18 protein-coding genes and 1 riboswitch are annotated in these 17,759 nt (G+C 32.5%); of the genes, 10 read left to right on the top strand and 8 right to left on the bottom strand.

The window, feature by feature from the left end; genetic code table 11:
• The first annotated feature begins 61 nt into the window (after positions 1–61).
• The gene (locus ACFSX9_RS12150) at positions 62–628 is read left to right on the top strand and encodes a pseudouridine synthase (protein WP_379808038.1); all 567 of its coding nucleotides are present in this window, start codon (positions 62–64) and stop codon (positions 626–628) included.
• A gap of 57 nt (positions 629–685) precedes the next feature.
• Here the strand turns inward: ACFSX9_RS12150 and ACFSX9_RS12145 are convergent, their stop codons facing one another.
• The 5 genes from ACFSX9_RS12145 to ACFSX9_RS12125 all read right to left on the bottom strand — a co-directional run bounded on the left by ACFSX9_RS12145 (position 686) and on the right by ACFSX9_RS12125 (position 5,477).
• A complete protein-coding gene (locus tag ACFSX9_RS12145) occupies positions 686–1,444 on the bottom strand; it encodes a dienelactone hydrolase family protein (protein ID WP_379808036.1) in 759 nt (252 codons plus the stop codon).
• A 70-nt stretch (positions 1,445–1,514) separates the two neighbouring features.
• A complete protein-coding gene (locus ACFSX9_RS12140; protein ID WP_379808034.1) occupies positions 1,515–2,300 on the bottom strand; it encodes an ABC transporter ATP-binding protein in 786 nt (261 codons plus the stop codon).
• A gap of 2 nt (positions 2,301–2,302) precedes the next feature.
• Positions 2,303–3,328 carry an iron chelate uptake ABC transporter family permease subunit gene (locus ACFSX9_RS12135; protein WP_379808032.1) on the bottom strand — a complete coding sequence of 342 codons (1,026 nt, stop codon included), beginning with the start codon at positions 3,326–3,328 and terminating at the stop codon, positions 2,303–2,305.
• Between the two features lie 212 nt (positions 3,329–3,540).
• Positions 3,541–4,671 (bottom strand): ABC transporter substrate-binding protein, encoded by a 1,131-nt coding sequence (locus tag ACFSX9_RS12130; protein WP_379808030.1) that lies wholly within the window; start codon positions 4,669–4,671, stop codon positions 3,541–3,543.
• A gap of 332 nt (positions 4,672–5,003) precedes the next feature.
• On the bottom strand, positions 5,004–5,477 hold the full coding sequence (locus ACFSX9_RS12125) for an energy transducer TonB (protein WP_379808028.1): 474 nt from the start codon (positions 5,475–5,477) through the stop codon (positions 5,004–5,006).
• A 62-nt stretch (positions 5,478–5,539) separates the two neighbouring features.
• A riboswitch (cobalamin riboswitch) is annotated at positions 5,540–5,803 on the top strand.
• A gap of 29 nt (positions 5,804–5,832) precedes the next feature.
• On the opposite strand from ACFSX9_RS12125, the gene ACFSX9_RS12120 reads away from it, so the two are divergent.
• From ACFSX9_RS12120 to ACFSX9_RS12105, 4 genes are all read left to right on the top strand, one after another.
• On the top strand, positions 5,833–7,662 hold the full coding sequence (locus tag ACFSX9_RS12120; protein WP_379808026.1) for a TonB-dependent receptor plug domain-containing protein: 1,830 nt from the start codon (positions 5,833–5,835) through the stop codon (positions 7,660–7,662).
• A gap of 47 nt (positions 7,663–7,709) precedes the next feature.
• A complete protein-coding gene (locus tag ACFSX9_RS12115; RefSeq protein WP_379808024.1) occupies positions 7,710–8,762 on the top strand; it encodes a DUF5074 domain-containing protein in 1,053 nt (350 codons plus the stop codon).
• Between the two features lie 70 nt (positions 8,763–8,832).
• On the top strand, positions 8,833–10,110 hold the full coding sequence (locus ACFSX9_RS12110; RefSeq protein ID WP_379808022.1) for a T9SS type A sorting domain-containing protein: 1,278 nt from the start codon (positions 8,833–8,835) through the stop codon (positions 10,108–10,110).
• 16 nt (positions 10,111–10,126) lie between these two features.
• A complete protein-coding gene (locus ACFSX9_RS12105; RefSeq protein WP_379808020.1) occupies positions 10,127–11,086 on the top strand; it encodes a T9SS type A sorting domain-containing protein in 960 nt (319 codons plus the stop codon).
• A gap of 98 nt (positions 11,087–11,184) precedes the next feature.
• On the opposite strand, the gene ACFSX9_RS12100 is transcribed toward ACFSX9_RS12105, so the two are convergent.
• The gene (locus tag ACFSX9_RS12100; protein ID WP_379808018.1) at positions 11,185–12,600 is read right to left on the bottom strand and encodes a S41 family peptidase; all 1,416 of its coding nucleotides are present in this window, start codon (positions 12,598–12,600) and stop codon (positions 11,185–11,187) included.
• 84 nt (positions 12,601–12,684) lie between these two features.
• Here ACFSX9_RS12100 and ACFSX9_RS12095 point away from each other — a divergent pair, with 84 nt between their 5' ends.
• Genes ACFSX9_RS12095 through ACFSX9_RS12075 form a run of 5 tightly spaced genes read left to right on the top strand, consistent with a single transcriptional unit; the run spans position 12,685 to position 15,274 of the window.
• Entirely contained in the window at positions 12,685–13,200 is a 516-nt protein-coding gene (locus ACFSX9_RS12095; protein WP_379808016.1) for an RNA polymerase sigma factor, read from the top strand.
• Positions 13,181–13,624, top strand: a complete 444-nt coding sequence (locus tag ACFSX9_RS12090) for a hypothetical protein (protein ID WP_379808014.1) — start codon at positions 13,181–13,183, stop codon at positions 13,622–13,624. The genes ACFSX9_RS12095 and ACFSX9_RS12090 overlap by 20 nt, the downstream gene beginning before the upstream one ends.
• Positions 13,625–13,631: 7 nt before the next feature.
• Positions 13,632–14,159 (top strand): DUF4252 domain-containing protein, encoded by a 528-nt coding sequence (locus ACFSX9_RS12085; RefSeq protein ID WP_379808012.1) that lies wholly within the window; start codon positions 13,632–13,634, stop codon positions 14,157–14,159.
• Positions 14,160–14,163: 4 nt separating this feature from the next.
• Positions 14,164–14,697 (top strand): DUF4252 domain-containing protein, encoded by a 534-nt coding sequence (locus ACFSX9_RS12080; protein WP_379808010.1) that lies wholly within the window; start codon positions 14,164–14,166, stop codon positions 14,695–14,697.
• Positions 14,698–14,755: 58 nt separating this feature from the next.
• Positions 14,756–15,274: a hypothetical protein gene (locus ACFSX9_RS12075; protein WP_379808008.1), complete on the top strand. Its 519-nt coding sequence runs from the start codon at positions 14,756–14,758 to the stop codon at positions 15,272–15,274.
• A 36-nt stretch (positions 15,275–15,310) separates the two neighbouring features.
• On the opposite strand, the gene ACFSX9_RS12070 is transcribed toward ACFSX9_RS12075, so the two are convergent.
• Together ACFSX9_RS12070 and ACFSX9_RS12065 are read right to left on the bottom strand one after the other, a co-directional pair.
• Complete coding sequence (locus tag ACFSX9_RS12070) at positions 15,311–16,858, bottom strand: FMN-binding glutamate synthase family protein (protein WP_379808335.1); 1,548 nt, start codon at positions 16,856–16,858, stop codon at positions 15,311–15,313.
• Between the two features lie 281 nt (positions 16,859–17,139).
• Positions 17,140–17,694 carry a thioredoxin family protein gene (locus ACFSX9_RS12065; RefSeq protein ID WP_379808006.1) on the bottom strand — a complete coding sequence of 185 codons (555 nt, stop codon included), beginning with the start codon at positions 17,692–17,694 and terminating at the stop codon, positions 17,140–17,142.
• Between the last annotated feature and the right edge of the window lie 65 nt (positions 17,695–17,759).

Genomic DNA, 17,759 nt, shown 5'->3' with positions numbered 1-17,759 from the left:
AACGATTTTGTTCAGCAAATCTTTTATTATCTTCGTTTGCTAATTACGAATTGCCTTTTTTATGCACCATCATTACCTAATTCATAAGCCTTATGGCTATTTATCACAGTTTATTTACGAATTAAAACGACCTAAAAAGTTGTTAGGCGAATTGTACGGTTTTCCCGAAAACACTATGGCAATTGGTCGTTTAGACGAAGATTCGGAAGGCTTGCTTCTATTGACTACGGACGGAATGATGAGTGAAGTGGTACGAAGTAAAAAGGTGGAAAAGGAATATTACGCACAAGTTGATGGCATAATTACAGAAGAAGCCGTTGAACAATTGAAAAATGGAGTAGAAATAGGTTTTAATGGCAGAAAATATATCACCAAAAAATGCCAATCTTCTTTATTAAACGAAATTCCGAATTTAGGAGAACGCGGTAAAAAAATCAGAGATGAACGCCACGGTCCAACATCTTGGGTTAGCATTACCTTAACCGAAGGGAAATTCCGTCAAGTTAGAAAAATGACTTCTGCTGTTGGATTTCCTACTTTACGATTGGTTCGAGTTCGTGTGGGAAATATCCATTTGAATGATTTAAAAGCGGGAGAAGTTTTAGAAGTTGAATCTTTTGACGTATAAAAAAAGCGGTAATTCCATAAGAAATTACCGCTTTCCAACTTAACAATCTAAAACCAATTATAAAACTTCTATGAAAAATGCTTTCATAGCTTCCCAACTTCTTTTGTCAGCTAATTCGTTGTAAGCAGCACCTTTACTATTATCATTTCCTGCGTCTTTATGAGTAAAAGAATGCACAGCGTTTGCGTAATAAAACATTTGCCAATCTGCTTTTGACGCTCTCATTTCATTTTGAAAAGCTTCAATTTCTGCAACGGGAACATAAGGATCGTCAGCTCCGTGCAAAACTAATACTTTCGCTTTGATTTCTTCTGTCGGACTATTTGCAGCTTTCGCTAAACCACCGTGAAAAGAAACTACTGCTTTAAAGTTTAAATTTCCTCTAGCAGCTTCAATTGCACCCGTTCCACCAAAACAATAGCCAATAACAGCAATATTATTTTTATCTGCACCTGATTTTACCAATTGATCAATCGCTAATTGGATTCTGTTTTGATAGTCAGCCGGATTATTTTTGTAAAAACCAGCATTTTTTCCAGCTTCATCTGTATTTTTCGGATTATTTCCAACACCATAAATATCTGCTACAAAAGCGTGATAGCCTAATTTAGCTAAGGCTTCAGCCGATTCTTTTGCATTGTTGTCAACGCCCATCCAAGCAGGTAAAACGATAACGCCGGTTTTCTTTGGATTTGGCTTTTTTGCTTTCGCGAAGTAACCTTCTAATTGTTGGGTTCCATCTGAATACGCTACTTTGGAAACTTGTCCAAAACTAGTTACAGTAGTTAATATAAGGATGCTTAAAATATATTTCATAATTTCTTTTTAGTAAAATTAAGAAAATAACAGTCGCTTCAAGTTAAACAAAATGTAAAATTCCGATAAATTATTTGATGATAAATTTTCCTATTTTTCCATCAAAAATCAAATGCTCCGTATCGAAAAGAGTATTAAAAATACCCGATTGAATCAGATTACAAGGTTGGTCTTGTACAATTTGAGTAGGAGTAAAAACGATCATTTCGTCCGACATTTGAATGGCCAAATCAATATCGTGTGTAGAGTAGAGGATTGTTTTTTGCGTTTCGTGTGCTAATTTTTGCAACAATTTTAGTAAAGTTGCTTTGTGAACCAAATCCAAATGAGTAGTCGGTTCGTCTAAAATAATAATCGAAGTATCTTGAGCCAAAGCTCGCGAAATTAATACAATTTGCAATTGACCATCGCTGATTTCATCGTGTTTTTTATGAACTAAATGGCTGATTTCTGTCAACGCAATTGCTTCATTAATTTTAGTCGTGTCTTCTTCGGATAACGAACCCAACCAATTGGTATAAGGTTGTCGTCCCAAAGCGATAATTTCATAAACCGTCAAATTACTTGGTGGTAATTTTTCAGTCAAAACAATACTCAACTCTTGAGCTAAATCTAAAGGTTTAAAACTTTGTAAAGATTTATTCAAAAGCGTAACCTCACCCTTTAAAGGCGGAATAATTCCAATAAGCGTTTTTAATAAAGTCGATTTTCCAATTCCGTTTTCACCAATTAAAGCAATCAGTTTTCCTTTTTTTAATCCTAAATTAATATTGGTAGCAATCGTATTTGTTTCCGATTTATTGGCATAACCAATGGAAAGGTTTGTTGTTTTTAGGATATAATTAATAGCTTTCATAATCAAAATCTCTTTTTGCGAACTAATAACCAAATTACTATTGGCGCTCCAATTACCGAAGTAACCGCGTTTATTGGCAATGTAAGATCATTTCCTGGAACTTGAGCAATCGTGTCACAAACTAACATCACAATGGCACCTAAAAGCAATGTACTCCAAAACAAAATTAAATGATTGCTAGTTTGAAACAACAATTTTGCCATATGCGGAACCGCTAAACCGATAAAAGCAATCGGACCGGCAAAAGCAGTGATACTTCCGGCTAAAATAGAAGTCGCAACTATAATTAAAAAACGTGTTTTCTTATAATTAACTCCAATGCTTTTAGCATATTTTTCACCTAATAAAAGTGCATTTAAAGGTTTGATTACGGTGAAACTTATTGCAATTCCTATGAAAGTTAACGACGATAAAATTGAAATTTCTTGCCAAGTTAAATTTGAGATACTTCCCATCGACCAAAAAGTGAATTTTTGTAGTTTTTCAGCCGTAGTAAAATAAGCTAAAACAGAAACAATTGCACTGGTAAAACTTCCAAACATCAAACCAACGATTAGAATCGCCATCGTATCTTTTAGTTTTTGGGAAACCAATAAAACGGCTAATAAAACTAAAAAAGCACCTAAACTAGAAGCCAAAACTAAACCATAACTCGACAAGAATAACGACGATAAATAGGTTGGCAACAATCCCGTTCCTAAAATAACGAATGCCACGCCTAAACTCCCACCCGAACTCAATCCTAAAACATAAGGTCCCGCCAACGGATTGCGAAACAAAGTTTGCATCAATAAACCCGACATCGAAAGGCCAATTCCAACTAAAATCGCAGTAATTGCCTTGGGAAAACGAAAATTCCACAGAATAATTTCCCAACTCTCTTTATTCATTTCTTGACCAAATATTCCCTTTACCACTTCTTTTAAAGGAATCGAAACCGAACCCAAACTGATGTTTACCAAAAACAAAAACACCACTGCTAAAAGCAAAAGTGTAAATAGGATTTTTTGTTTTTTGATAAAAAGCATTCGTTTTATTTTTTGGCTAAATTACATTATTTGAACAGGAATTGTTTGCAACATAGATTCAAGAAACTTAAATAATCTTAAAAACTTATCTGACTTATATGTTTAAAAAAGAACTACTTCGTGAAATTTACTTCTATCTCTTTTTTCAACACAGATTCAAGAAATTAAAATAATCTTAAAACTTATCTGACTTATATGTTTAAAAAAAAATATTACTTCAATCGTTCAAAAAAGTACAACTCATGTTCCGGCAAAACTTCTGGATGTAAAATTTTAACAATATCTTTTAATACTAAATCCGGTCGGTTTTGTGCTAATTCATAATAAATTACACCACCTGTTTTTCCTTTTTTCGCACTAAAAGAATATACATTTTTATTTTGAACCGCTTTAAAATGTTTGTAATTTGGATTCGTATCCAGTATTTCTTTTATCGAAGTAAATTGGCCTGGACCAATCCATAAATCAGCATCTTTCGCTTCATCTAAAACGCTTTCAAACGACAAGGCTAAACTTCCCGTTCCTTTCGTGTCTTTCCACAAATAATCACCATTTGCTTCTTTGAAAAAGTAAGCACCCCAACTATCGCCTTGTGGCAAAAACCATTGATCTTTGTAAATTGCACCAGAAAAAATTGACGGTTTTGATTTAGCATTTTTAGCCAATTCCACTACCGTTTTATATTCTTTTTCAATCGAATTAAACACTTCATTTGCTCTCTCGTCCGCGTCATATAAAGCTCCAAAAAGTTTAATCCATTCGCTTTTTCCTAGCGGATTTTTTTCGGTCCAGTCGCCATTAAAAATGACTTTTAATCCGTTTTTTTCTAAATTTCTATAAGTTTTTAAATCGCCATCAACACCAAATCCGACAATTACATCCGGTTGAATGTCTAAAATAACTTCGGTATTTAATCCTTGATTACTTCCTAAATCGCGTACCTTTCCAGCATCGATTAAAGCTCTAGTTTTCTCCGAAGAAATATAATTTGTATTCGGAAATCCTATCAAAGTTTCTTCCATATTTAAAGCTTCTAACGACGGAATATGCGTTGTCGAGGTAACAATTATTCTTTTTATTGGCACTTCAATCGAAGTGAATTTCCGTAAACTATCCGGCACTTGAACACCTTTTTTATGTAAGATATAAGTAAAATTTTCTTGCGATTCCGGATAAGCATTTGACACTTTTACAATCGAAAAACCTTGATATTTATGTATCGAAAAACCTTCTGCATATTTCACGCTATTTTCAACTGCAACTACTGCATTCGTTGGGTTTTCTGCTTTTTTACATTGGGTTAAACCCAAAAATAGAATGACTAAAAATAAATACTGACGCATAAAAAATATTTTTGCAAAAGTAGTACTTTACTTTCAAAGTGCCGCTTTTTGTAACAAATGATGCAAAAGCAATCAACTAAAACTGCTAAATTTGCATAAAAAATAAGATGAGAGATTCAAATGCATTTATGTACGCCGTTGCCACGATTATCATTGCACACTTTGTAATTGGTTTTATTTGGTTGTGGCGAAAGATGAATAAAAAGAAGTAATTTTTTTTGGAGCTATTTCCTGCTGTCCGTTCTATCTTTTTAGAAAACTAAATGCTTTTGGGAAGCCATTTAGTTTTCTAAAAAGGATGCCACTTCCATCAGGGCTAGGGATTTATGTTCTTAATTGCTAAAATTTAAAGGAATTGTATAACTCGAAACTATTGGTTTTCCACCAGAAGTTGCTGGTTTAAATCTAGGTAATGTATTAAAAACTCTTTTTGCTTCTGTTTCACATAATGCGCTGTAACTCGAAAGCTTTGATGTTGTTTTTATATTGACGACTTTACCTTCCTTATCAATATCAAATTGAACCATAACCCTTACAGGCCCTGTTTCAAAATCAATTTGTGGTGGTACTTCAAGATGTTTTATAACATGTTTTTGCAACTGTAGATTGAAACATTCATTTTGAGCAATTTCTTCTAATTCCTCGCATGCATAAAAGACAGCACCAGCAAATTTATCTGAGTCTTCATTAATTGCTTTTTCAGTGTCCACAAGTTCGTTTCTTCTTTCGTTCCCAACTTTTTTTGTAGTTTGCGAAAAACCGTTCATCGTAAATAAAATAACCAATAATGTAGCAATGTTTTTCATATCAAAAAGGTTAATAAATTCAAATTTACTATTAAATCTTGTATTCTGTTATATTTAATGTAAATTTGCCCTCGAATTTTGGTTGTTGTTTCTGAATTATTCAAAACAACATTAAAAGGGAATTAGGTGAAATACCTAAGCTGTACCCGCAACTGTAAGCTACAAAGCTTGTTATTATCTACATTACCACTGTTGTTAATTTAGAATTAAGAATTCTGAATTTAGAAAATTTGATTTCTAACTTCCAACTTCTAATTTCTAACTTTCGATGGGAAGGTTGATAACAAGACGCAAGCCAGGAGACCTGCCACATTCATATACAATAACTAATCTTCGGGAAAAAAGGTTTGCATTTATGAAAGCAGTTCAGCTTAGCAGTATTCTTATATTTTTATTTTTGGGTGGCTCAATATGGGCACAAGATTCCACAGCTATTCTTTTACGAGAAGTAGAAGTGTCGGATCATTTATTGAAAGATTTTTCTAAGACCCAAAACATCAACACACTTTCGGATAGCATTATCAAGCGAAATCAAAGTTTTTTGACTTCATTACTTAACTATAATTCTTTAATTTATTTCAAAGAAAATGGATTGGGCGGCGCTTCATCACCATCTTTTAGAGGAACAACTGCTTCACAAACCGCTGTGGTTTGGAACGGAATCAATATCAATTCCCAACTTTTAGGCCAAACCGATTTCAACACGATTAATTCTTTAGGATTTAATTCAATTATCGTAAAACCAGGAGGTGGAAGTGTTTTATACGGTTCGGGAGCAATTGGAGGAAGTATTCATTTAAACACCGATCTTTATTATTATAAAAAATTTGAAAAAGAAGTTTTTCTAAAATATGGAAGTTTCAATACTTTTGAAGGGCGTTTTCAAACTAAATTAGCTTCTGAAAAATACAGTTTGCAAATTGGATTTTCGCAAATGAGTTCCGATAATGATTACAAATGGCTCAAGAAAAACAGACGAAATTTAAATGGTGAATTCCAGAATTATTCCTTCTCAACTAATTTTGGCTTTAAAATTAATCAAAAAAATACGGTTAAGTTTTTTAGTAACGTTTTTGATGGCGAACGTCATTTTTCTTTAGTGCTTCCCACAGAAATACCTACAAAATATAGCAATTATAATGTTAGAAATTTACTTGAATGGCAAGCTGATTTCAATAAATTCACTTCCCGCTTAAAAGTGGCACATTTACATGAAGCTTATAAATATTTCCCGAACATCAAAAATGATTTTTACACTTTTGGAAAAGTAGAAACCTTTATTGTTAAGCACGACTTAGCATACGCTATTTCAGATAAAATGAAATTAAATTCAGTGCTCGATTTTACGCAAAATAAAGGCGATGGTTCTGATATTTTAAATAAAAAACGTCAAATTGGTTCGGCTAGTTTATTATTTAGTCATTTGATAGGAAACAATTTTCTCTACGAAATTACAGCTCGAAAAGAAATTACCGAAAATTACGAAAGTCCGTTCCTTTTTTCATTGGGAACAAAGCAAAATGCGACTGATTATTATACTATAAAATTAAATGCTTCAAAAAGTTTTAGAATCCCAACATTTAACGATTTGTATTGGTTAGGAAGTGGAAATACTGATTTAAAACCAGAAACTTCGCTTCAAGCGGAACTTATTAATGAATTTAATTTCAAAAATTTCGGGTTTTCGGTAACTGGTTTTTACAATTCGGTTGAAGATATGTTGCGTTGGATTCCATCAGGTTCTGTGTGGCGTCCTCAAAATACAGATGAAGTTGAAATTTTCGGACTTGAAACCGGATTCTTTTACAAAAAAAGCCTTGGAGATCATCATTTTCAAATCAATGGAAACTATGGTTATACTTCTTCACGTGATAAAAAACTAGATAAATATCTGATTTACGTGCCAAATCACAAGGCAAATGCACATATTTCGTACAGCAAAAAGCAACTCGCTATTTATGTGGATTATCTATTTGTAGGAGAAGTTTATACCCGATCAGATAATAATGCACGCTATAATTTGGACGCTTATCAGGTTTATAACTTAGGAGCAGATTACACTTTTAGAACCAACTATATGCTGGGAATTAAAGTCCAAAACTTATTAGATACTCATTATGAAAGTGTTGAAAATAGACCATTACCAGGTCGAAATTTCATGATGTATTTGAATATTAAATTTTAAATAATAACAACTAAATATAATTTTAAACATTTTAATTAATTAAGAATATGAGAACAACATTCAAAAAAATAGCTTTATTAGCTGTTTCGATTTCGTTTTTTATGGTTTCGTGTAGTAGTGATGATGACAATGAATCTGTTTCGCAAGGTGTTTTTGAGAACGGGATATTTATTACAAATGAAGGAAATAGCGCTTTATCTACTGCTTCAATTTCATTTATTGCAGAAGACGGAACAGTAGAACAAGATATTTTTAGAGCAATTAATCCAAACGCAGAAGAACTTGGAACGTATTTACAAGATATGTTTTTTGATGATACAAGAGCCTTCATTATCTCGGGAAGCGCTAACAAAATTACAGTTGTAGATCGTTATACTTTTCAATATATCGCAACTATTTCAACCAATATTAACAACCCAAGATATGGAGTTGTAGAAAACGGAAAAGCATTTATTGTAAACCAAGCGGATTGGTCTACTGGAGCTGATGATTACGTAACGGTTGTGAATTTATTAAATTACACCACATCTACTATTGCTTTAGAAGTTTCGTCTGACCGTATTACAAAAGCAAATGGCAAAGTTTATGTTTCCAATGGTTATTATGGAAGTGGTAATTCTGTTTCTGTTATTAATCCTGCTACAAACGTAGTTGAAGATGTAATTGATTTAGGAGCTGGTAATTCACCTTCTACATTACAAGAGAAAAACGGAGTGCTTTATGTTTTAGCGGGTGCTGAAATTTTTAAAATAAATACTGTTGATAATCTTATTTCAGGTTCTACTGCAATTCCTACAACAATTGAAAGACCAAAAAATCTGACTATTGCAGATAGTAAAATTTATTTCACAGGAAATTCAACTTCGGTTTATGCAACAGAACTTAATGCTACAACAGTTTCATCAACAGCGATTCTAAGTTACACTTCTACTTCAGCTTATGGTCCTATGTATGGTTTTGCTGTGAATAATGGCAAGATTTATATTTCTGATGGTGGGGATTTCGCATCGGACAGTAAAGCGTATGTGTATTCAACTTCAGGATCTTTATTAAATACTCACACTGTGGGCGTTGGTCCAAACGGATTTTATTTCAATTAATTATCTCAAATTATAAGCAGAGGCTCTCATTGGGCCTCTGTTTTTTATACCATATTTTAAATTTTCAATAATGACAAAAAATTACCTTTTATCCTTTTTATTTTTATTTTCTTCTTTTTTCACATTTGCTCAAAGGGAATTCTTAGATGGAATTTTGGTATTAAACGAAGGTGGACGTTCTACTGTCAGCTTTATTTCAGAAACAAGTACAGTAACTAATAATTTATATGGATTGTCAAACGACGACGGTCAAATGGGGAATATTGGTCAAAGTTTAACAATGCACGACGATATTGCAATTATAGCTATAAACGGGTTTGATAAAGTCGTAATTGCAAATAATAAAACTTTTGTGAATATTGCTACAATTAGTTCAGGCGTTGTTAACCCAAGATATACCGCGGTTTATAATAATAAAGCTTATGTTACATGTTGGGGAAGTGGTGTCAATGCAACGGATGATTATTTAGCAGTTATTGATTTAACTACTAATACTTTAGAGGCTCCAATTCCAATGCCAGAAGGTGTGGAGAAAATTAAAGAAATAAATGGGAAGCTTTATATTGCTCATCAAGGTGGCTATAATACAGGTAATATTGTTACGGTTTATGACATTAGTGCTGGAACTACAACAACTATTAGTGTGAATGACGTTCCTACAGAAATGATAAAAGCTGGGAATTTTTTATATGTGTTATCAGCAGGTTTACAACCTTGGCAGACAGGCGGACCAACAGCTGCAAGTTTAGCAAAAATAGATTTAAGTACCGATACCGTTCTTTCAACTGTAAATTTTGATGCATCTGTAACTGCTTTTCATATGGATACTGATGGAACAAATTTATATATTACTTCAAATGTTGATATTTATAGATATAATTTAACTACAGATACTTTAGAAGCGACTTCGTTTATTACAACTACTGCTACTGGATATTCGGGAATTTATGGACTAAATGTAATTGATGATAAAATATATGTTGCTGATGCTAATGATTATGCACTTACGGGTTTTGTATATGAATATAATTTAATGGGTAGTTTATTACAAACTTATACAGTAGGTCAAAATCCAAATCACATTTATAAATCGGCTCAAAGTAATTTAGGTAACAATACCAATAATTTAGCACGTATTTCTGTATATCCAAATCCAACAACAGATTTGTTTTATGTGAATTCAGTAAATGATTTGAAAGTTAAAATTTATGATTTATCAGGAAAAATGCTAAAATATGTAAATTCTTCGAAAGAAGCTATCGATGTTTCTGATTTTTCAAACGGACTTTATCTTATAGAATTAGCAGGAGAAAATCAAAAACAAATAATTAAATTAATTAAGAAGTAATTCTTTTAAACGGATCATGAAACAACTATTACTAATATTTTCTATTTTTATTACAAACAGCATCAATTCACAATCGTACGCTCCTGCCGCAGGTTTACCTGGGTCTACAGCGATACATAAAGATGATACTCAATTCGTGGCTTGGGCTACAGGAGTAAAGGTAACTAGAGGTTATAAAAACATTGCAAATCCTTCTTTAGGCTACACAACTGTTGGAAATCCTGAAGATGTTTTAGGTATTCCAAGTGGTCCACTAGTGAGTTTAGGAGATAGAGGAGAAGCAACAGTTACTTTTGCAAATCCTATTTTTGATGGACCAGGTTTTGATTTCGCTGTATTTGAAAATGGTGGCGTAAGTTTTCTGGAATTAGCAATTGTAGAGGTAAGTTCTGATGGCGTAAATTTTTTCGGATTTCCAACACATAGTGAAACTCAAACGGCTACTCAAATTGGTTCTTTTGGATCACCTGCAGCAGAATATTTAAACAACATAGCAGGAAAATATGCTGGAAATTATGGAACTCCTTTTGATTTAAATGAAATTCCAAATAATCCACTTTTAGACAAGCAAAATATTACACACGTAAAAGTGATTGACGTAGTAGGAAGCATTGATCCAATTTACGCTACATTCGATAGTTTTAATAATCCAATAAATGATTCTTACCCAACACCTTTTCCTTCCGGAGGATTTGATTTGCAAGCAGTAGGTGTTATTAATGAAAAAGTTTTGAGCAGTGAAACATTTACCTCAGAAAAATTTGTTCTCTATCCAAATCCAGTAAAAGATGTTTTCTATATCAATTTTACGGAAAATGTTCTAGTTGAAATTTATGATATTACTGCTCGTTTGGTGAAGAAAACGGACTCTGTTGAAAGCAATGGAATCAATGTTTCTGATTTACCTCCAGGACCTTATTTTGTACATTTTAAGTACGAAGAAGGTAAAATTGTAAAGAAGATAATAGTACAATAATTAGTTTTCAAGCATAAAAAAAAACTCAAAACGATTTTGTTTTGAGTTTTTTTTGTGCCTTCTTTTACTTATAAAGCTAAGAATATTGATTACTTAAATTAGTCTAAAGGATTATCTAAATACATCTCGTTACCAAATAATCGCATTGATTTAGAATCTTCAAAGTGATTGAACAGTTTAGCCGGTGCTCTTTGCTGAAATCTTCCGTTTATATTAATGTAATTTAGTGCTGTATTTAAAAGAGGATCGGAGTTTTCTCCAAGTGCACCTAGATTACCTAAATCTTCTAATTGTGTTTGGTCAGGTTCTAGGCCATTAGTGTAGTCACTAAAATCAGCATTATTTGCAATTTTAAGAACTATAGGTTGCATTGCATATTTATGTGTTGGATTTACATTTTGTTTTCGGAAAGATGGCGAATCATATACTGTAATTGAACCTACATTTTTACCAGCAGTAATGTCACCGATTTGAATTACATCAATATAAGGTGCAAGTCCATTAATAACTAACTCACTAGCTGATGCCGAACGTTTCGTAGTTAAAACATAAACCTTATTTAAATTTAAATGATTGATTCCATTACCATTTGACAATGAACTGGTAAATCTATTTAAAAGATCTTCTGGATTGTCTATTATATTTCCAATTTTGTAATTCCACTGTTGTTTCGCAAAAACTTGATTGTTAAATTGACCAGTTATCATACTTGCTAATCTTGTAGCGGTATTTACAGAACCTCCAGAATTATAACGAAGATCTAAGATTAAGTGTGTAATTCCTTCTCCTTGAAAATAAGCAAAAGCATTATTTAGTTCGTTCTCATAATTGCTATAAAATCCATTGTACATCAAATAGCCAATCTTTTTTGAACCGTCAACAAAAACCTTTTTCATGTAAACTGGATTTTCTGAGAAGTTTGTTTTAGTTAAAGAAACAGAAGTACCATTAGGTGTAATTGCACCAGCGTCATAAGATGCAAAGTTTAAGGTGTAATTAACTTCGTTAAGCAAACTTTTGTAATTAGAAGTTGTAAGTGGAGTTCCATTTACTGCATAAAAAATATCACCACGATAAATAGTCTTGGTCGAAGCATCTGAATTAGGTAATACGTAACGAACCCAACCAAATAATTCTGTAGAACTTCCTTGTTTGTAGCGCAACTCAAAATCAACGCCATTATTCATTTGTGTTCCTGTCAGTGCTTGTTCTAATTGTGTATAATCAGAATACAAAACACTAAATCGGTCAATAGAAGGATCAACTAATAAATGACTAAATAAAGCTTCAGGTGAATTATAAGAATTAATAAAATTGTTATATTCACCAATAGTTGCGAATCGATTGTCAGCTAAATCAGGAGAATCAGTAAGCCAATAGTAATATTGATTTAGTCCTTTCCAGATAAAACTATTAACAGATCCTTGTGGTACTTTATCATCAAAGTCGTCAGAACATTTTATAAAACTCTGTGCTAGAAGTACTAGTAATAAAGTAATACCTATTTTCTTCATGAATTTTTTTGTTAAATATAATTATATTTTTAATTGTAACAAAATCAATTTACATTCGTCTTCTTAATATATCAATCTATTTCAATGAACCAAAACGAGTTTATAAAGGTCATAACTCCTTTCAAAGACAAATTATTTCGTTTAGCGAAACGAATGCTTGTGAGCACGGAAGAAGCCGAAGACGCTACTCAGGAAGTAATGGTGCGCTTGTGGAATAAAAATGGTGACTTAGAACGTTATAATAGCGTAGAAGCTTTAGCGATGACAATGACTAAAAATTATTGTTTGGATCAGTTAAAAAGCAAAAGAGCCACTAATTTACAATTAGTTCACAGCAATTACCAAGACCATCAAGTGAGTGTCGATAAGCAAATTGAACATCAAAACACATTGCAATGGGCAGAAAAACTGATCAATGATTTGCCCGAACAACAACGATTGATTTTACAACTTCGTGAAATAGAAGAATATGAATTTTCAGATATTGCAAATGTATTGGAAATGAATGAAACAGCAGTTAGAGTCGCTTTGTCACGAGCACGCAAAACGCTAAGAATACAAATTGAAAAAACACATAATTATGGAACTTACGTTAATTGAACAATTAGTAGAAAAATATTTTGAAGGAGCGACTACTATAGCGGAAGAAAAACAATTAAAAACGTACTTCTCGTCTGATGATATCGCACCACATTTGGTAAAATACCAGTCGTTATTTGGTTACTTTGAAACTGAAAAGGCAACGAAATTTGAACAAAAGTTGAAAGTACAACCTAAACAAATTAAAATCGCGAAATGGATAGGAATTGCAGCGAGTTTTGTGGTTCTGTTTGGGTTAGCAACATTTTTTCTATATCCATCGGAAATTAAAAATACGGATCTAGGAACTTATGATAATCCAGAAGAAGCCCTTGAAGCAACGCATAAGGCTTTATTAATGGTATCAGAACAAGTGAATATTGGCATGGAAAGTGCAGTATATTTAGAAGAATATGAAAATACAACAAAAATAATTTTTAAATAAAAACAAAATGAAAAATCTAATAGTAATAATCACTTTTTTAATGGCTTCAGCTTCATCTTTTGCACAAAGTGTGTTCGATAAATTTGAAGACAAAGATGAAATTGTCTCAGTAATTGTAAACAAGAAAATGTTTGAAATAATGAGTAAAGTTAAAGTTGATGCAAAAGATAAAGAAATGCAACAATATATGAATTTACTTAAAAAATTAGATAATTTAAAAGTATTTACAACTAGTAGTGCAAAATATGGAGCAGATATGAAAGCAACGGTAACAAGTTACTTAAAGTCAAATCCATTGGAAGAGTTAATGCGCGTTAATGGCGATGGCAAAAACGTAAAAATCTACGTGAAATCTGGTGCGAATGATACCATTGTAAAAGAACTTTTAATGTTTATAGAAGGTGCCAATAAAAAAGATGCAAACACAATTGTTTTATCATTAACAGGAAACTTTAATTTAGATGAAATAGCAGTATTGACAGAAAAAATGAATTTACCTGGAGGTGATGATTTGAAAAAAGCTTCAAAAAAATAAGCACATGAAAAATTTAGTTATACTTCTATTTGGAACACTTTTTTTAGTAAGTTGTGCAGATAGACCGTCCCTTCAAAAGTACTTTGTAAAAAACACGGAGTCGAGCGCGTTTATAGCGGTTGATTTACCGCCAAGTCTTATAAAAACGGATAAATTTGTTTTGTCTGAAGCAGAAAAAGAAGCTTTGAAATCGTTTGACAAGATGAACATTCTGGCTTTTAAATCAGACTCATCTAACGCGGTTGCTTACGATAAAGAGATTTTAGAAGTTAAAACAATTCTGAAAGATGAAAGCTATCAGCAATTAATGAAAGTAGGATCTGGTAGTGACGGAGCTTCAATTTATTTTGTAGGTGCTGATGACGAGCACATTGAGGAGTTTGTAATTTTAGCTGGTAAAAAAGAAAATGGTTTTGCAGTAATTAGAGTTTTAGGAACTAACATGAATCCGACACATGTTTTTAATATGATTGCTATATTACAAAAATCAGATGTAAATTTGGAACAGTTAAAGCCTTTACAAGCATTAGTTAAATAATTTTTTCTATACCAAGAAGAAGTTGTAAATTGCTTTACAATACAAGTTGAAATATATTATGAAAATTAAAACAGCATTATTTTTTGTATTTTGTTCGCTATTTTCTTTCGGCCAAGTGCCACATTGCGGGTTTGATTTCACATCTTATTTAGTTGTAAAAGCACATGAAGAAGGAAAGTCAGATAACATTACAGATTTGAAAATTTCGTTAGTCACTGAAAGTGGAGAAGAAGTGATTAACGAGAATAATAAATACAGTTGGAAAAACGGAAACCAGCCTTTAGTTTTTACAAAAAATTATTTAATTAGTAAACCGGAAGAAGCACCAAAGTGGTTTTTCCCTTATTCGGAAGACACCTATTTACTTTCGGTAACAAACACATTTCCTGCTGCTGACTTTTATATAAAAATTCAAGATGCCAAAGGGATTTACAAAGAACAAATTTTGCAATTGCAATCGTTCAATATGTATATTTTATGTTCCAGTGAAAACGAAAGACAAGCTAGGTCATTTGGACCTCGAAGTAATAATCCAATAGAAGTGATTCTGGAGAAAAACAAAAAAAACACCAAGTAAATTTGGTGTTTTTTTTATAACTATGTTTTTTTGCTACTAGTTCAAGTAGATCTTTTCTTGTAATTGCTTTTTCTCTTTTTCTTCTTGAGAAAAGTAAATGTCTTTGAAACTAGCATTTGTATTTTCATTAATTCTTCTAAAGAACGTATCTGCATTAATTTCTTCTGGATTTTCGTATCCACAAGCTCCGATAAATTCTGACAAGGCTTTTAAAGTGTTTTTATGGAAGTTAGCCACACGAACTCTTTTATCTGAAACATCTAATCCTTTGTATAAAGATTTGTCCTGTGTTGCTATTCCTACGGGACATTTTCCGCTATCACATTGTAACGCTTGAATACATCCTAAAGCAAACATCATTCCTCTTGCACTGTAACAAGCATCTGCTCCAAGCGCCATTGTTTTTGCAATATCAAAAGCAGAAATAATTTTTCCAGAAGCAAGAATTTTAATATCTTTTCTTAAACCGTAATCTTTTAAAACTTGGTTTACTAAAACAACAGCATCTTGTAATGCCATTCCCATATAGTCAATGAATTCTAAGGGAGCAGCTCCAGTTCCACCTTCAGCACCATCAACGGTAATGAAGTCAGGTATAATATTAGTTGCTAACATTGCTTCAACGATATCAACAAATTCTTGTTTCTTACCAATACAGATTTTAAATCCAATCGGTTTTCCGTTTGATAAAGTTCTTAATTTCTTTAAGAAATATAACAATTCAGTCGCATTCGAAAAAGCCGAATGACCTGAAGGCGAATGAACCGTTGTATGCGGTTGTATTGCTCTAATTTTCGCAATTTCTGGTGTGTTTTTCTCTGCTGGCAGTAATCCTCCGTGACCTGGTTTAGCTCCTTGAGAAAGTTTAATTTCCACCATTTTCACTTCTTTATAATTGGCTCTTTCTGTAAAAAGCGCATCATTAAAGAATCCTTTATCATCTCTACAACCGAAATATCCAGTTCCAATTTGCCAAATTAAATCACCACCTTTTAAATGGTAGGCACTAATTCCACCTTCACCCGTATTGTGTGCAAAATTTCCTAGTTTAGCGCCTTCGTTTAAAGACGAAATAGCAGTTTTACTTAAAGCACCATAACTCATTGCACTAATATTAAAAACACTAGCACTGTAAGATTGTGAACACTGTGAGTTCCCGATTAAAGTTCTAAATTGACTAAAGTCATTTACTTTTGGATATACCGAGTGCGCTGCCCATTCATAACCAATACGGTTAGGCTCATCTTGCATTCCAAATGATATAGTTTGTTTTTCATTTTTTGCTCTTTGGTAAACAATAGAACGTTGTCTTCTGTTGAATGGTTTTCCATCTAATTCACCTTCAAAAAAGTATTGACGAAATTCAGGACGAACCGATTCAAAAAAGTAACGTAATCTACCAATAAGAGGATAATTTTTTCTAACAGAATGTTTGGTTTGGAAAGTGTCTATAGCTACTAAAATAAAAAGTAGTAAAGGACCAGTTAAGAATATTAAATGTAATTTGGTGAATAAAATAAGAAATAAGGTTCCTGCTAAAACTGATGAAGCAATTAACCAAATTATTTGTCTTGCATGAAGCATTCCAAAAGGATTTTTTTGTGACATTATTCTAATTTTTTTTTAAAGTATTCTTGGGATTTAAACGCTGAAATTGTTTTGTTATAATTTAAAATATATCCTCCGTCTTAAGAAGTAATTGAACAGACGGAGGCCTTGACGCCGAAGGCCTTAACGTGGCAAAATTTTGATACTTTAAAAGGTAAAGTATGATTAGAGAACATTATATTTAAACTCTTTAATCTCAAAAGATTCGTTTTTTATTAGGGCAAAGATATATAAACTTATTAGTTATATAAAAGAATTTACTTCCATTTAACATTGCATCCAATGCTTGGTTTTTGTTCCGGGTTAATTCCTCTTCCAGAAACTACGCCATCAATAGCACTTCTTAAATCTGAACCACTCACTGAAACCCCATTGTCTGGGCGACTATCGTCCATTTGACCTCTGTAAACGAGCTTGTTTAAATCATCAAAAAGATAGAAATCAGGTGTGCAAGCAGCCTGATAAGCTTTCGCAACTTCTTGAGAAACGTCAAACAAATACGGGAATTCGAAGTCATTGTTGTAAGCAAATTCTGTCATTTGTTCTGGACCGTCTTGCGGGTACTTAATAATATCGTTACTTGAGATGGCCACAAAGCCAATTCCTTGCACTCTATAATCATTTACAATTCGAATCATTTCTTCAATTACATGCAAAACAAACGGACAGTGATTGCAGATAAAAAAAACTACAGTTCCTTTTTCGCCTCTGCAATCTTCAAAGCTAAAACTATTGTTAGAATTAGTGTCTCTTAAATAGAAATCAGGAGCAATTGTTCCCAGAGGAATCATAGTAGAAGGTGTGTTTGCCATTTTAATTTTTAATTTAGAAATCAGTAGTATTAAATTTACTCTAGTAATTGATTTTGAACTTGTTC

This window comes from Flavobacterium ardleyense, from assembly GCF_042686085.1.
GTDB classification, from domain to species: domain Bacteria; phylum Bacteroidota; class Bacteroidia; order Flavobacteriales; family Flavobacteriaceae; genus Flavobacterium; species Flavobacterium ardleyense.
The sequence above is the reverse complement of the archived record's forward strand: the minus strand, read 5'-3'. Positions and strand labels throughout refer to the sequence as shown.

Coding starts and splice junctions, on each gene's coding strand:
- ACFSX9_RS12150 (WP_379808038.1), top strand. CDS start 62: ATGCACCATCATTACCTAATTCATAAGCCTTATGGCTATTTATCACAG.
- ACFSX9_RS12145 (WP_379808036.1), bottom strand. CDS start 1,444: ATGAAATATATTTTAAGCATCCTTATATTAACTACTGTAACTAGTTTT.
- ACFSX9_RS12140 (WP_379808034.1), bottom strand. CDS start 2,300: ATGAAAGCTATTAATTATATCCTAAAAACAACAAACCTTTCCATTGGT.
- ACFSX9_RS12135 (WP_379808032.1), bottom strand. CDS start 3,328: ATGCTTTTTATCAAAAAACAAAAAATCCTATTTACACTTTTGCTTTTA.
- ACFSX9_RS12130 (WP_379808030.1), bottom strand. CDS start 4,671: ATGCGTCAGTATTTATTTTTAGTCATTCTATTTTTGGGTTTAACCCAA.
- ACFSX9_RS12125 (WP_379808028.1), bottom strand. CDS start 5,477: ATGAAAAACATTGCTACATTATTGGTTATTTTATTTACGATGAACGGT.
- ACFSX9_RS12120 (WP_379808026.1), top strand. CDS start 5,833: ATGAAAGCAGTTCAGCTTAGCAGTATTCTTATATTTTTATTTTTGGGT.
- ACFSX9_RS12115 (WP_379808024.1), top strand. CDS start 7,710: ATGAGAACAACATTCAAAAAAATAGCTTTATTAGCTGTTTCGATTTCG.
- ACFSX9_RS12110 (WP_379808022.1), top strand. CDS start 8,833: ATGACAAAAAATTACCTTTTATCCTTTTTATTTTTATTTTCTTCTTTT.
- ACFSX9_RS12105 (WP_379808020.1), top strand. CDS start 10,127: ATGAAACAACTATTACTAATATTTTCTATTTTTATTACAAACAGCATC.
- ACFSX9_RS12100 (WP_379808018.1), bottom strand. CDS start 12,600: ATGAAGAAAATAGGTATTACTTTATTACTAGTACTTCTAGCACAGAGT.
- ACFSX9_RS12095 (WP_379808016.1), top strand. CDS start 12,685: ATGAACCAAAACGAGTTTATAAAGGTCATAACTCCTTTCAAAGACAAA.
- ACFSX9_RS12090 (WP_379808014.1), top strand. CDS start 13,181: ATGGAACTTACGTTAATTGAACAATTAGTAGAAAAATATTTTGAAGGA.
- ACFSX9_RS12085 (WP_379808012.1), top strand. CDS start 13,632: ATGAAAAATCTAATAGTAATAATCACTTTTTTAATGGCTTCAGCTTCA.
- ACFSX9_RS12080 (WP_379808010.1), top strand. CDS start 14,164: ATGAAAAATTTAGTTATACTTCTATTTGGAACACTTTTTTTAGTAAGT.
- ACFSX9_RS12075 (WP_379808008.1), top strand. CDS start 14,756: ATGAAAATTAAAACAGCATTATTTTTTGTATTTTGTTCGCTATTTTCT.
- ACFSX9_RS12070 (WP_379808335.1), bottom strand. CDS start 16,858: ATGCTTCATGCAAGACAAATAATTTGGTTAATTGCTTCATCAGTTTTA.
- ACFSX9_RS12065 (WP_379808006.1), bottom strand. CDS start 17,694: ATGGCAAACACACCTTCTACTATGATTCCTCTGGGAACAATTGCTCCT.